12 protein-coding genes are annotated in these 13,630 nt (G+C 72.1%); 10 read left to right on the forward strand and 2 right to left on the reverse strand.

Annotated features, from left to right (window positions below):
* Positions 1–168 precede the first annotated feature (168 nt).
* The 4 genes from EDF64_RS15530 to EDF64_RS15545 all read left to right on the forward strand — a co-directional run bounded on the left by EDF64_RS15530 (position 169) and on the right by EDF64_RS15545 (position 4,230).
* Entirely contained in the window at positions 169–1,431 is a 1,263-nt protein-coding gene (locus tag EDF64_RS15530) for a sensor histidine kinase (RefSeq protein ID WP_133520869.1), read from the forward strand.
* Entirely contained in the window at positions 1,413–2,120 is a 708-nt protein-coding gene (locus EDF64_RS15535; RefSeq protein WP_133520870.1) for a response regulator, read from the forward strand. Before EDF64_RS15530 ends, EDF64_RS15535 begins: the two co-directional genes overlap by 19 nt.
* A gap of 155 nt (positions 2,121–2,275) precedes the next feature.
* Entirely contained in the window at positions 2,276–3,157 is an 882-nt protein-coding gene (locus EDF64_RS15540; protein WP_133520871.1) for an ABC transporter ATP-binding protein, read from the forward strand.
* Positions 3,154–4,230, forward strand: coding sequence for an ABC transporter permease (locus EDF64_RS15545; protein ID WP_133520872.1), 1,077 nt, complete (start codon positions 3,154–3,156; stop codon positions 4,228–4,230). The genes EDF64_RS15540 and EDF64_RS15545 overlap by 4 nt, the downstream gene beginning before the upstream one ends.
* A gap of 84 nt (positions 4,231–4,314) precedes the next feature.
* On the opposite strand, the gene EDF64_RS15550 is transcribed toward EDF64_RS15545, so the two are convergent.
* Both EDF64_RS15550 and EDF64_RS15555 read right to left on the reverse strand, forming a co-directional pair.
* Complete coding sequence (locus EDF64_RS15550; protein WP_133520873.1) at positions 4,315–4,818, reverse strand: flavin reductase family protein; 504 nt, start codon at positions 4,816–4,818, stop codon at positions 4,315–4,317.
* A complete protein-coding gene (locus tag EDF64_RS15555) occupies positions 4,815–5,330 on the reverse strand; it encodes an NADPH-dependent FMN reductase (RefSeq protein ID WP_133520874.1) in 516 nt (171 codons plus the stop codon). The genes EDF64_RS15550 and EDF64_RS15555 overlap by 4 nt, the downstream gene beginning before the upstream one ends.
* Positions 5,331–6,006: 676 nt before the next feature.
* On the opposite strand from EDF64_RS15555, the gene EDF64_RS15560 reads away from it, so the two are divergent.
* From EDF64_RS15560 to EDF64_RS15585, 6 genes are read left to right on the forward strand one after another with little or no spacing between them, the layout of a single operon-like run.
* Complete coding sequence (locus EDF64_RS15560) at positions 6,007–7,188, forward strand: sugar ABC transporter substrate-binding protein (protein ID WP_133520875.1); 1,182 nt, start codon at positions 6,007–6,009, stop codon at positions 7,186–7,188.
* Positions 7,185–8,801, forward strand: coding sequence for a sugar ABC transporter ATP-binding protein (locus EDF64_RS15565; protein WP_133520876.1), 1,617 nt, complete (start codon positions 7,185–7,187; stop codon positions 8,799–8,801). The genes EDF64_RS15560 and EDF64_RS15565 overlap by 4 nt, the downstream gene beginning before the upstream one ends.
* The gene (locus tag EDF64_RS15570) at positions 8,801–9,838 is read left to right on the forward strand and encodes an ABC transporter permease (RefSeq protein WP_133520877.1); all 1,038 of its coding nucleotides are present in this window, start codon (positions 8,801–8,803) and stop codon (positions 9,836–9,838) included. Before EDF64_RS15565 ends, EDF64_RS15570 begins: the two co-directional genes overlap by 1 nt.
* A 35-nt stretch (positions 9,839–9,873) precedes the next feature.
* On the forward strand, positions 9,874–10,986 hold the full coding sequence (gene rutA / locus EDF64_RS15575; RefSeq protein ID WP_133520878.1) for a pyrimidine utilization protein A: 1,113 nt from the start codon (positions 9,874–9,876) through the stop codon (positions 10,984–10,986).
* Positions 10,983–11,915, forward strand: coding sequence for a carbon-nitrogen hydrolase family protein (locus EDF64_RS15580; protein ID WP_133520879.1), 933 nt, complete (start codon positions 10,983–10,985; stop codon positions 11,913–11,915). Before rutA ends, EDF64_RS15580 begins: the two co-directional genes overlap by 4 nt.
* Positions 11,912–13,594, forward strand: a complete 1,683-nt coding sequence (locus EDF64_RS15585) for an amidase (RefSeq protein WP_133520880.1) — start codon at positions 11,912–11,914, stop codon at positions 13,592–13,594. The genes EDF64_RS15580 and EDF64_RS15585 overlap by 4 nt, the downstream gene beginning before the upstream one ends.
* The last annotated feature ends 36 nt before the right edge of the window (positions 13,595–13,630 follow it).

Consider the following 13,630-nt stretch of genomic DNA (forward strand, 5'->3'; position numbering starts at 1 on the left):
GGGGGGGGGTGTGGTGGTGGGTTGTTGTCTTCTTTCCCTCTTCTGTCGGGGGGGGGGGGGGGGCCCCCCGGGGGGGGGGGGGGGGGGCGCGCCCCCCCCCCCCCCCCGCCCGCCCCCCCCCCCCCCCGCGCCTCCAGGCCAGGGCGCCCACCCGCTACCGTTGTCGACATGGCGACGACAGCGGAGTGGTCACGGCTGCCGGTGGGGCGCGGTGCGCTCCGGCAGGACGCCGTCCTCGCGCTGGTCCTCGGTGCCGCGCTCACGGTCACCACCGTCCTGTACGGCTCCGCCGGCGTCTACGGCGAGGACCAGGCGCCGTGGTGGGTCTCCGCACTCGTGATCGTGGCGAACGCCGTCCCGGTCGCGTTCCGTCGGCGGTTCCCGATGAGCGCCGCGATCGTGTCCGCGCTGGCCTTCGCGTCGACGCAGGTCCTGCGGGTGCCCGAGCTCTTCGTCGTCAACTTCACCCTCTTCATCGCGCTGTACTCGGTCGGGGCGTGGTGCGCCGACCGCGTCCGCGCCGAGGTCGTCCGCTGGGTCGTCATCGGCGGCATGTTCGCGTGGCTGTTCATCGCGATCTCGTTCGGCTGGGCGATCCCGAACGCGCTGCCGAACGACGGCGACTCGCTCATCCCGCCCGCCATCGCGTACTCGCTGATCAACATCGTGATCAACGTCGTCTATTTCGGCGCCGCCTGGTACGCGGGCAACCGGGCGTGGGCGTCGGCGGTCGCGAAGCACGAGCTCGACGAGCGCACCGCGGAGCTCGCCGCCGAGCGCGAGCGGAGCGCGGCCCAGGCGGTGACGATCGAACGCGTCCGCATCGCCCGTGAGCTACACGACGTGGTCGCCCACCACGTGTCCCTGATGGGCGTGCAGGCCGGAGCCGCGCGCCGCGTGATCGACCGCGACCCGGCGCAGGCGACCGCCTCGCTCGGCGTCGTCGAGGAGAGCGCCCGCACCGCCGTCGAGGAGCTCCGGCGGATGCTCGGCACGCTGCGGTCGGCCGACGACGCGCTCGGCGACCACGGCGCACCGAGCACCGAGGGGATCGGCCGGATCGGCGAGCTCGCCGACTCCGCGCGGACCGCGGGCCACCCGACCGAGTACGTCGTCGTCGGGGACACCCGCGACGTCCCTCCGACGGTGTCGGCGGTCGCGTTCCGGATCGCGCAGGAAGCGGTGACGAACGTGCTCAAGCACGCCGGCCCGGACGCGCGCGCCGACGTCCGTGTCCGGTACCTCGACGACGGCGTCGAGGTCGAGGTCACCGACGACGGGCACGGCGAGCGGGCGGCGCGGAACACGACGGGCAGCGGGCTCGGACACGTCGGCATGCGCGAACGCGTCGCCGCGGTGGGCGGACGGATCGAGATCGGGCCGCGCGCCCGGGGAGGGTACCTGGTGCGGGCATGGCTGCCGACGACCTGACCATCGTGCTGGCGGACGACCAGGACCTCGTCCGGGCCGGGTTCCGCGTGATCCTCGAGTCGGAGCCCGGCTTCCGGGTGGTCGGCGAGGCCCGTGACGGTGCCGAGGCGGTCGAGACCGTCCTGGCGCAGCGACCGGACGTGGTGTGCCTCGACGTGCAGATGCCGAACGTGGACGGTCTCGAGGCGGCGCGGCGGATCGCCGCGCTGCCGGATCCGCCGGCGGTGCTCATCCTCACGACGTTCGATCACGACGACGCCCTGTTCCAGGCGCTCGAGGCCGGGGCGAGCGGGTTCCTGCTGAAGAACGCCTCCCCCGAACGCTTGATCGACGCCGTCCGGACCGTCGCGGCGGGGGACGCCCTCCTCGCGCCGGACGTCACCCGGCGGGTGATCAGCCGCGCCACCGCGACGGCTCCTGCGGCGGCGCGCGACACCGCGGGCGGGACCGGCCCGGGCGGGACCAGCACGGACGGGACCGCCGCGCTCGTCGCGGCCGGGCTCACCGAGCGGGAGTCGGAGGTGCTCCGCCTGCTCGCCCGGGGCCTCAGCAACGCCGAGATCGCGCGGGAGCTGTACGTCGGGGACGCCACGGTGAAGACGCACGTGTCGAACGTGCTGCAGAAGCTCGCGCTGCGCGACCGCATCCAGGCAGTCGTCTGGGCGTTCGAGCACGGCGTCGCCGGCTGAGTCGAGCCGTCCTCCGCGCCGTCCCTCCGCCGCGCGGCGGAGGGACGATCCCCACCCCCAGCCGGAGGCGCCCGCGCCACCCCTCCCAATAGCGTCGAGGGCAGGCGCCACCAGCGTCGGACGCAGGCGGACCACCCGCCGGGGAAGGGAACGACATGCTCACCATCGAAGGGGTGACGAAGCAGTACGGGGACCGCCGCGTGCTCGACGACGTCACGTTCACGGTCGGCAGCGGCCGGCTGACGGGCTTCGTCGGCGGCAACGGCGCCGGCAAGACCACGACGATGCGGATCCTGCTCGGGGTGCTGCAGGCCGACTCCGGCACGGTGTCGATCGACGGCACCCGGATCGGTCCGGCCGACCGGCGCCGCTTCGGCTACATGCCGGAGGAGCGCGGGCTGTACCCGAAGATGCCCGTGGCGGAGCAGATCACGTACTTCGCCCGGCTGCACGGCGTCGACAAGCGCACCGCCGCGAGCCGCACCACCGACCTGCTCGACCGGCTCGGCCTCACGCCGCACGCCGACGACGCGGTCGAGAAGCTCTCCCTCGGCAACCAGCAGCGCGTGCAGGTCGCCGCCGCGCTCGCCCACGACCCCGAGGTCCTCGTGCTCGACGAGCCGTTCTCGGGCCTCGACCCGATGGCCGTCGACGTCGTGCTGAGCGTCCTCCGCGAGGCCGCGGCCGGCGGCGCCCCCGTGCTCTTCTCGAGCCACCAGCTGGACGTCGTCGAGCGGCTCTGCGACGACGTCGTGGTGATCGCCGGCGGCACGATCCGCGCGGCGGGGCCGCAGGAGGAACTCCGTCGCTCGGCTGGCGCCGCGGCGTGGGAGCTCCTCGTCGACGGCGACGTCGCCTGGCTCCGCGACGAACCGGGCGTCACCGTCCGCGAGTTCGACGGCGGCTACGCCCTGTTCGAGGCCGACGACACCACGGCCCAGCGTGTCCTGCAGCGTGCCGTCCAGCACGGCACGGTCGGGTCGTTCACACCGCGGGTCCCGCGGCTCAGCGAGGTCTTCCGGGAGGTCGTCCGATGAACGCGTCGTTCGTGCAGGCGGTGCGGCTCGTGTCCGCCCGCGAGATCCAGGCCCGGGTCCGCAGCAAGGCCTTCATCGTGTCCGCCCTCATCCTGGTCCTGATGGTCGTCGCCTCGATCGTCGTGGGCGGCATCGTCAGCAAGGCGACCGCGGGCGACACCACCCCGGTCGCGGTCGTCGCGGGCGTCGACCTGCCGACGAGCAAGGGCCTCGACGTGACGGAGGCACCGACCGCCGCCGCCGCGGAACGCCTGGTCGAGCGCGGCGACGTCGACGCGGCGGTCCTGCCCTCCGACGACCCCCTCGGCTACAAGGTGGTCGGCCTCGACGACGCCCCGGCCGACGTGGTCCAGGCACTCAGCGTCACCCCGCGGATCGAACTGCTCGACCCGAACGCGATCCCCGGCGGACTCATCTACATCGTCGCGTTGGCGTTCGGCGTGGTCTACTTCGCGTCCGCGGTGACGTTCGGCCAGTCCATCGCGCAGAGCGTCGTGGAGGAGAAGTCCACCCGCGTCGTGGAGATCCTGATGGCGGCGATCCCGGCACGGGCGCTCCTCGCCGGCAAGGTCCTCGGCAACAGCGTGATGGCGTTCGCCCAGATCGTCGCGGTGGCGATCGCGGCAGCGGTGACGTTGGCGGTGACCGGGCAGGACAACATGTTCACGGTGCTCGGCCCGAGCATGCTCTGGTTCGTCGGCTTCTTCGCGATCGGGTTCGTGCTCATCGCGTCGCTGTTCGCCGCGGCGGCCGTGCTGGTGTCGCGTCAGGAGGACGTCGGCAGCGTCACCACCCCGGTGATGATGCTCGTGATGATCCCGTACATCCTCATCATCGTCGCGTACAACAACCCGACGATCCTCGGCGTGATGTCGTACGTGCCGTTCAGTGCACCGATCGGCATGCCGATGCGGATCTTCCTCGGGACCGCGGAGTGGTGGGAGCCGATCCTGTCCCTCGTCATCGTCGCCGTCTCGGTGGTGCTGGTGGTGCTCGTCGGCGCGCGGATCTACGAGAACGCGCTCCTGCGCACCGGCAGCCGGGTGAAGCTGACGGAGGCGCTGCGCGGCTGACACCGCGATCTGGACGGGAGGCCCGGATCACGTGAGCAGGTCTGCTCACGTGATCCGGGCCTCCAGTCCGTTGCCCGGTGCCGGTCAGGCGCTCAGCGTCGCGAAGGCGGACCGGTGCCAGACCAGCGGGCTGTGCGCGAAGTCGGACATGAGCCCGAGCACCCGGAGCACCACGATGTCGTGGTCGCCGGCCGGGTAGGTGTGCTCGACGGAGCACTCGAGCCAGATCGGCGCGCCCTCGAGGAAGACGGAGCCGGTCTCGGACACCGCGGTCTCCACGCCGACGAACCGGACCGACTTGTCCCGCGACGCGAGCTGCCGCGTGACCTGCGCGTGCCCCTCACCGAGGATCGAGACGCCGATGGTCCCGGCACCCGCGAGCACCGGCCACGTCGTCGACGTGTGCTGCACGGCGAACATGACCAGCGGCGGGTCCTGCGACACCCCGACGGTGAACGACGACGCGACGAGCACGGTCGGTTCGTCGTCCACGATCGCGGACAGCGCGGCGACGCCGCACGGGAAGCCGGAGAAGGCCTGTCGGAGGGCGGTGAGGTCGGGCGCCTCGGTGGAGTACGGGCTGATCATGAGCGGGTTCCTTCCTGGAGGCTCGTGGCCGTGCCGAGGAGGACGCCGCGCCAGCGCGCGACCCAGGCCTCCGTCGACGCGGGCTCCGAGTAGTGCTTGTCGTTGAGGTACAGGGCCGGTGCGGGCACGGTCGCGCCGAGCTCGACGAGGACCGGCTTGAGGAACACCTCGGGGGCGAGGGCGTGTGCCGGACCGGCGCCGAGCATGAGCGGGACGGCGACGACGTCGGCGAGGCCGTCGCCCGTCGCGAACTGGTCGAGGAAGAGCTTGAGGACGCCCGTGTAGGTCGCCTTGTACGTCGGCGACGCGACGACGACGAGGTCCGAGCCGGACACGGCGCGGACGGCCTCGGCCACCGCCTCGTCGCCCCAGCCGAGGAGGCCCGGCCCGAGCTCGATGACGTCCACGACGTGGTCGGGCGCGCGGCCGGTGAGCCGCTCGAGGACGACCGTCGCGGCGTCGAGCGTCCGCGATGCCGGCTTGGGGTTGCCGGCGACGACGGTGGTGATCATCGGTCTGCTCCTGCCGTGTGGCGATCGGGGGGGGTGGTCGTGAGTGCAGTCCATCCGCCGTTCGTTTCGCCTCCGTGGCGGCGTCGTATCGGTCGGGTTACGCCATCGGTCCGACGCGGCGCGGGACGGAATGCCCCGGTCAGAGCAGCCCTGCGCGGCACCGGGTCCGCCATTCCGCCAGCGCGGCACGCCCCCGGTCCGACGACATTCCGAGAGAGCCGTTACCGGAAGTCGACGTGATTGCGTCCGGCGTGTTTCGCCCGCCCGTCGCCGCCCGCTGATCCCGCGGATCGGCGTGCTGCCGCGGCGGGGCGGCGGAACAGTGCGGGCCGGATCCGCGCGGGAGGGAGCGGTTCCGACCGATCCGCCGTGGTGGCCTAACACCAGCGAAACAAACGCCTAACAGGACCGTTACCGCGGGGCGCCCTGCTCCGTGCCGCTGGCCGTTACATTCGCATCAGCCCCACCGCAGCGGCCCCGTCACCGGGACGCCTCGCCGCCGGCGGAGCGCTTCTCTCCCGCACCCCGAGCCGTGACTTGGTCCACCGTCCTGTGTGCTTCCGTCGCCGACCCCGCGCTGCGGGGCGTTCGGCGTCCCCACGCACCGCACCGCTTCCCCGCACCTGCACCGCTTCCCCGCACCGTCCCGCTCCACCGTCCTGGAGGTCTCCGACCGATGTCGTCCCCCGCACCGTCCCGAACGCGGCTCGCCCGCCCCGCGCTCCTCGCCGCCGCCCTCGCCGGCGTGCTGTTCCTGTCCGCCTGCTCCGCCACGTCCACCGCCTCGACCGGGTCCGCCGACGACTCCGCCGGGGTCGAGCACGCGACCGCCCAGATCACGGCCGCGAGCGTCGACCCGGAGTTCACCTTCAAGGGGGCCCCGTTCGACCTGTCCGGCATCGCCGGCAAGACGATCTTCAACATCCCGAACTCGTCGGCGGTGCCGTTCATCACCTCGGTCGACGAGGCCGGCGAGAAGCTCGTGAAGCAGTACGGCGCGAAGTGGATCGAGTACACGAACCAGGGCACGCCGACGGAGCACTCCGCCGGCATCGACCAGGCGATCAGCCGCGGCGCCGACATCATCATCCTGGCGCAGGGTGTCAACGGCGAGCTCATCGTGCCGGCCCTCAAGCGCGCCAAGGCCGCCGGCATCCCGGTGCTGATCAGCCACACGTACCAGACGGGCGAGGCGCTCCCCGAGCAGCTGCAGGACCTCGTCGCCGCCCAGGTCACCGCGCCGTTCCACGAGTCCGCGAAGCTCAACGCCGACTGGGCCATCAAGGAGACCAAGGGCCAGGGTGACGTCCTCATCATCACGTCGTCCGAGGTCCCGCCGTCCGACGGCATCGTCAAGGCGATGCAGGAGGAGTTCGAGGAGCACTGCGACGGCTGCTCGGTCAAGGTGACCAACGTGCCCGTCTCCGACTGGGCCACGAAGATCTCGTCCACCGTGCAGTCGGCGATCCAGGCCAACCCGAACCTCGACTACGTCCTGCCCGTCTACGACTCGATGACCCTCTACGTCGAGGCCGGGGTCACCGCCGCCGGCAAGACCGGTCAGGTGTTCACCTCGTCGTACAACGGCACCCCCGCCGTGCTGAAGATCCTGCAGGAGGGCAACGTCCTCACGATGGACATCGGCGAGAACATGGAGTGGCTCGCGTACGCCACGATCGACCAGGCCGGACGTGTCCTCACCGACACCCCGATCATCGAGGACGGCGACGAGCGGACCCCGCTCAAGGTCTTCACCAAGGACAACGTCGACGAGACCGGCACGCCGCCGGAGCCGAGCAAGGGCTACGGCGACGCCTACAAGACCGGGTACGAGGCCATCTGGGGCGCGGCGAAGTGAGCGCCACCCGGGAGGCACCGGTCGCGCCGACGCACGACACCGCACCGGTCCTGCGCATCAGCGGGCTCACCAAGCGCTTCGGCGGTCTCACCGCGCTCGACGACGTCGAGCTCGAGGTCCGCCCGGGTCAGGTGCACGCGCTGCTCGGCGAGAACGGGTCGGGCAAGTCGACCCTCATCAAGATCCTCTCCGGCACGTACGCGCCGGAACCGGGAGCGACGATCGAGGTCCGCGGCACCCGGCTCCCCGTGCCGGTGCCCCCCGGGTACTTCCGCCGAGTCGGCATCAGCTTCGTCCACCAGGACCTCGCGCTCGTGCCGTCGCTCAGCGTCACCGAGAACCTCCGGCTCGCCACCGTCGTGGCCGGCCGCGGGCCGTTCGTCCGCTGGGGCGCCGAGCACCGCGCCGCTGCCGAACTGTTCGCCCGGTACGGCGTGGACATCGATCCGCGGGCCCGGATCGAGGAGCTGACCGACACCCAGAAGGCCCTCGTCGCCATCCTCCGCGCGGTCGCCGAACTCGGCGGAGAGCGGTCGCTCATGGTGCTCGACGAGCCGACCGTGTTCCTGCCGAAGGAGGACGCGGACCTGCTGTTCCGCGTCGTCAAGGAGCTCGTCTCCGACGGTCGGACCTCGGCCCTGCTGGTGTCCCACGACATGTCCGAGGTGCTCGAGCACGCCGACCGGGTCACCGTCCTCCGCGCCGGCCGCGTCCAGGCGCACCGGGACACCGCGACCACCACGGCGGACGAGCTCGTCTCGCTCATCGTCGGTCGCGGTCTCGACGGCGCGGCGGACCGGACCCCGCGCCCCGCCACCACCGGGGACGCCGTCGTGACGGTCCGCGATCTGCACGTCGGGATCGTCGAGGGGCTGTCCTTCGACGTCGCCGACGGTGAGGTCGTCGGCATCACCGGCCTGGCCGGCTCCGGCGTCGAGGACGTCCTGCCCGGCCTGTACGGCGCCCGCCCGGCGACCGGGTCGCTCACCGTGCAGGACGCCGCCGTCGACCTCGCCCGCACCACCCCCGGCGGCTCGATCGCCCGCGGCGTCGTCTACGTCCCCGCCGACCGGAAGCGTGAGGGTGGTGCGCTGACCCTGTCGGTCGAGCAGAACGTCACACTCCCCGTCCTCGGCCGGCTCCGCGGGCTGCTCGGGCTCTCGCCGGCCCGCGAGCGCGCACACGTGGCCGGGCTCGTCCGCGACTACGACGTCCGACCCGCCGACCCCTCGGCGCTGTTCGGCACCCTGTCCGGCGGCAACCAGCAGAAGGCCGTCCTCGCCAAGTGGATGCAGGACGACCCACGCCTGGTGCTCCTGCAGGAACCGACGCAGGGCATCGACGTGGGTGCCCGGGCCGCGATCTTCTCGATGCTCCGCCGGAGCGCCGAACAGGGCGTCTCGATCGTCTGCGCCTCAACCGACTACGACCAGCTCGCCCGGATGTGCGACCGCGTCGTCGTCCTCGCCCACGGCCGCGTCCACGACGTGCTCACCGACGACCGCATCGACCGCGACGTCATCGCGGCCGCCGTCGTCGCCAGCCTCGTCGACCCCGCGGCCGGCGTCGACCCCTCCCCCGCTGCTGCTGCCCCCGTCAAGGAGAACGCCTGATGTCCACCACCGCCGACCCGGTCCTCGAGACCTCGATCGTCCGTCCCGCGCGGCCCCGGTTCTCCTGGGGCCACACCGAGCGGTACGCGCTGCTCGGTGCCTGGCTCGTCATCGTCATCGCGTTCAGCGTCGCGCTGCCCGACACCTACCCGACGCTCGGGAACCTGCAGAACATCCTCGGGTCCCAGTCGGTGCTGCTCATCCTGGCGCTCGGCTTCCTGTTCCCCCTGACCGCGGGCGAGTTCGACCTGTCCGGCGCCTCGACGATGTCGCTCTCCGCGATGACGATCGCGGTCCTCAACGCCAAGATGGACTTCCCGCTCCTGCCTGCGATCCTGGTCGGCCTGGTGATCGGCGTGGTCGTCGGTCTGGTGAACGGGCTCCTCACGGTGGGGTTCCGCATCGACTCGTTCATCGTGACGCTCGGTACGTCGACCTTCATGATCGGGCTGATCCAGTGGATGAGCGCGTCGTCCTCGGTCACGGGCATCGACCCCGCCCTCGTGCAGGCGACCGTCGGCTGGCGCGGACTGGCCGGGCTCCCGCTCGCGTTCGTCTACGGGCTCATCGCGACCGTGGTCGTGCTCGTGGTCCTCAGCGCGACGCCGGTCGGGCGTCGGCTGCTGTTCGTCGGCACCGGCCGCACCGTCGCCGAGCTGTCCGGTCTCAACGTGCGCCGGCTGCGGGTCGGGGCGTTCGTCGGCGCCGGGCTCACCGCCGCGGTGGCCGGGGTCGTCTACGCCGGCACCCTCGGTGGTGCGGACCCGTCCAGCGGGCAGTCCTTCCTGCTCCCCGCGTTCGCCGCCTGCTACCTCGGGGCGACCGCGATCATCCCCGGCCGGTTCAACGCGATCGGCACGTTCATCGCCGTCTACTTCCTGTTCTCCGGGGTCGTCGGCCTGCAGATGCTCGGCGCCGACAACTTCGTCCAGCAGCTGTTCTACGGCGGTGCGCTCATCGTGGCCGTCGCCGTCTCGCAGACCATCCGCCGGCACTCCGTGGCGAGCGCCGCGAAGGCCGCCGCGAAGCGTTCCTGACCCTCTCTCCAACCCACCACAGAAAGCGAGTCCCCATGGACATCGGAGTCTTCATCCCGATCGGCAGCAACGGCTGGCTCATCTCCACCACGTCGCCGCAGTACAAGCCGTCCTTCGACCTCAACCTCGAGATCGTGCAGAAGGCCGAGGCCTACGGCTTCGACTTCGCCCTGTCGATGATCAAGCTGCACGGCTACGGCGGCCCGAGCGGCTTCTGGGACGAGAACCTCGAGTCCTTCACCCTGATGGCCGGGCTCGCAGCGCGCACCGAGCGGATCCGCCTCTTCGCGACCACCGCCGTCCTCACCATCCCGCCGGCCATCGCCGCCCGCATGGCCGCGACCGTCGACTCCATCTCGCACGGGCGCTTCGGCCTCAACCTCGTCGCCGGGTGGCAGAAGGCGGAGTACGACCAGATGGGCCTCTGGCCGGGCGACGACGTGCACTTCAAGCGCCGCTACGCCTACCAGACCGAGTACATGCAGGTCATGAAGGAGCTGTGGGAGAACGGCGAGAGCGACTTCAAGGGCGAGTACTTCACGATGAACGACTGCCAGATGCTGCCGAAGCCGACCGGGCACATCCCGATCGTGTCGGCCGGTCAGTCATCGCAGGGCATGGCGTTCGCCGCGCAGTACTCGGACTACAACTTCTCGATGGGCGTCGGCGTGAACACCCCGACCGCCTACGCCGACCAGAACAAGGCCCTCATCGAGGCCCGCGAGAAGACCGGGCGCGACGTCGGCTCGTACGTCCTGTTCATGGTGATCGCCGACGAGACCGACGACGCCGCGCAGGCGAAGTGGCAGCTGTACAACGACGGCATCGACGTCGAGGCGATCTCGTGGATGACCGGCCAGGCCCTCACCGACACGAACGGTGAGGACGGCAACACCGCGAAGCGGATCTCGCTGCCCGAGGGCGCCGTGAACATGAACATGGGCACGCTCGTCGGTTCCTACGAGCACGTCGCGGCGATGCTCGACGAGGCTGCCGACGTCGCGGGCACGAAGGGCATCATGCTCGTGTTCGACGACTTCCTGCAGGGCATGGACGACTTCGGCACCCGCATCCAGCCGCTCATGCGCACCCGTGAGGGCGTCGTCTCATCGGCACCCGCCGTCGCCCCGAGCGTGGCCACGGCATGACGGCCGGCAGCGCCCCCGCCGACGCCCGTCCGGTCCTCGAGGTCGCGGTCGTCCAGGCTGGGCGGACCCCGGCCGACGGCGACGCCGCGCTCGACGAGCTCCTCGGCCTGTTCGAGCAGGCGGCCGAGGGCGCCGACCTCGTCGTCTTCCCCGAACTCGCCACGACGCCGTACTTCTGCGGTGTCCGGAACGACAGTCGGAAGGCCTGGGCGCAGCCCGTCCCCGGACCGGCGACCGCACGCTTCGCCGAAGCCGCGAAGCGCCTGGGGACCGCAGTGGTCTTCGGGCTCTACGAGGACGCCGGCGACGCGCAGTACAACAGCGCGGTGCTCATCGACGCCGACGGCACGCTCGTGCACGGCACCGACGTGCACGGGGACTCCGTGGCGACGTACCGGAAGACGTCGATCCCCACGAACGAGCTGTCCGACGTCGACGAGAAGCACTACTTCGCGGCGGGATCCGGGCCGGTCGTGTTCGACGCGCTCGGCACCCGGTTCGGCATGCTCATCTGCTACGACCGGAGCTTCCCGGAGTACTGGCTGGCGTCGCGTGCCGCCGGTGCCGAGGTGATGCTGGTGCTCGTGTCGTCGATGGGCTTCCGCGAGACGCTGTTCACGCAGGAGCTGCAGGTCCGCGCGCTCGAGACGCAGACCTGGATCGTGGCGCCGAACCGCGGTGGCGAGGAGACGGTCGACGGCAAGACCGTGAGCTACTTCGGTCGCTCGTCGGTCGTCTCGCCCCGCGGCGAGCTCGTCGTCTCGGCACCAGCCCACGAGGCCGGTCCGATCATCCGGGCGACGCTCGACGTGGCCGAGGTGGCGCGGGCCCGCGAGGACTTCCCTCTCGGGCGCGACCGGCAGCCCGGGGTGTTCCGGTACCTGGCGGAAGCACACGCCCCTGCCGAGGCCACGGCGGTCCCGGCGTGACGGACGTGTTCGCCGTGGTGAGCGGCACCATCGCGCCCCAGCTGGAGCAGGCCCTCGCCGACAGCCGGGCCAACCCGCTGCCGGCGTCGCCGTCGTCGCTCCCCGCCGAGCCGGGCCACAGCGCACAGCTGTTCGCCCGGCTCCTCGGAGCGGCGATCGACGCCGCGCCCGCGCCCGCACCGTCCCACGCCCACGCCGACACCGACACCGACACCGACACCGACACCGACGGCCGCAGCACGACGACCACGACCGCCGAGGACCCCGCCGCCGCAACCGTCACCGAGCTCCTCGCCGCGTACCGCGCCGGCACCACCACCCCCGACGCCGTCCTCGCCGCCCTCGCCCCGCACTGGACGGCCGACGACGCGATCTGGTCCGACGCCGTCCTGCGTCTGGTCGACGGCGCCGCAGCCGCAGCGGCCGAGTCCACTCGTCGCTGGGCCGCTGGTGAGGCCCGGCCGCTCGAGGGGATCCCGTTCGCGGTGAAGGACATCATCGACGTCGCGGGCACCGTCGTCACGAGCGGCTCCCTGCAGACCGGGGACCGCGTGGCACCGGCCGACGCGACCGTGGTGGCGCGCCTCCGTGCGGCCGGTGCGATCCCGGTGTTCACGGCCGCCACCACCGAGTTCGCCTGCGGGGGCCCGCACAACGCCCGCTACGGCGCCGTCCGGAACCCCTGGGACCCGGAACGCTGGACCGGTGGGTCGTCGACGGGTTCGGGGTCCGCCCTGGCCGCCCGCATCGTCCCGCTCGCGCTCGGCTCGGACACCGGCGGCTCGATCCGGGTGCCGTCGGCCCTGTGCGGGACGACCGGCATCAAACCGACGTACGGCCTCGTGCCCCGCACCGGCGTCGCGAGCCTGTCGTGGACGCTCGACCACGTCGGCCCGATGGCGCGCTCCGCCGAGGACCTCGCGCTCGTGCTCGCCGTCATCGCCGGCGGCGACGGCGCCGACCCCACCTCGTCCACCGCCGTCCCGCTCATCGAAGCGGCGCCGGAACGGGTCGAGGGGCTGCGCATCGGGGTGCCGCGCACGTGGTTCACCGACCGGGTGGACGCCGCCGTGCTCGACGCCCACGCGGACGCCGTGGACCGGTTCCGCACCCTCGGTGCGACCGTCGTGCCGATCGAGTTCGACGACCTCGAGGCGATCGACGCGGAGTGCTGGACCGTCTTCTACGGCGAGCTCGCCGCGAACCAGGAGGCCAACGCCGCCACCGCCGACCTGTTCGACGCCGGCACCCGCGCCCGGTTCGACGTGGCGTTCACGCCGACCGCCGCCGACTACCTCCGGGCACTCCGGCGTCGTCCGCTCGTGCAGGCCGCGATGGTCGCACGGATGGACGAGGCGGGCGTCGACGTCGTCCTGACCCCCGGCATCGGTGCGACCGCACCCCGGCTCGACGACCTGACGATGTCGGTCGACGGCCAGCGGTTCAACCTGCACGACGTCGTCCCGCGCAACACCCGCCTCTTCGACTACGTGGGGTTCCCGGCGCTCATGATGCCCGCGGGCACGGCGCCGGACGGCCTGCCCGTCGGTCTCCAGCTCGTCGCCCGCCCCTGGGACGACCGGCTCGTGCTGTCCGCCGCTGCCGCGTTCCAGGCGGTCACCGACCACCACCGCAGGGTGCCGCCGGCATCCGCCACGAGAGGGTCGACCGATCAGTAACCGCACCACGGACGAGGACGGCGCACGCCGACGTGC

Source organism: Curtobacterium flaccumfaciens, from assembly GCF_004361695.1.
Lineage (GTDB): Bacteria > Actinomycetota > Actinomycetes > Actinomycetales > Microbacteriaceae > Curtobacterium > Curtobacterium flaccumfaciens_B.

Excerpts from the sequence above, each read along its gene's own strand:
- EDF64_RS15530 (WP_133520869.1), top strand. The coding sequence starts at position 169 with ATGGCGACGACAGCGGAGTGGTCACGGCTGCCGGTGGGGCGCGGTGCG.
- EDF64_RS15535 (WP_133520870.1), top strand. The coding sequence starts at position 1,413 with ATGGCTGCCGACGACCTGACCATCGTGCTGGCGGACGACCAGGACCTC.
- EDF64_RS15540 (WP_133520871.1), top strand. The coding sequence starts at position 2,276 with ATGCTCACCATCGAAGGGGTGACGAAGCAGTACGGGGACCGCCGCGTG.
- EDF64_RS15545 (WP_133520872.1), top strand. The coding sequence starts at position 3,154 with ATGAACGCGTCGTTCGTGCAGGCGGTGCGGCTCGTGTCCGCCCGCGAG.
- EDF64_RS15550 (WP_133520873.1), bottom strand. The coding sequence starts at position 4,818 with ATGATCAGCCCGTACTCCACCGAGGCGCCCGACCTCACCGCCCTCCGA.
- EDF64_RS15555 (WP_133520874.1), bottom strand. The coding sequence starts at position 5,330 with ATGATCACCACCGTCGTCGCCGGCAACCCCAAGCCGGCATCGCGGACG.
- EDF64_RS15560 (WP_133520875.1), top strand. The coding sequence starts at position 6,007 with ATGTCGTCCCCCGCACCGTCCCGAACGCGGCTCGCCCGCCCCGCGCTC.
- EDF64_RS15570 (WP_133520877.1), top strand. The coding sequence starts at position 8,801 with ATGTCCACCACCGCCGACCCGGTCCTCGAGACCTCGATCGTCCGTCCC.
- rutA (WP_133520878.1), top strand. The coding sequence starts at position 9,874 with ATGGACATCGGAGTCTTCATCCCGATCGGCAGCAACGGCTGGCTCATC.
- EDF64_RS15580 (WP_133520879.1), top strand. The coding sequence starts at position 10,983 with ATGACGGCCGGCAGCGCCCCCGCCGACGCCCGTCCGGTCCTCGAGGTC.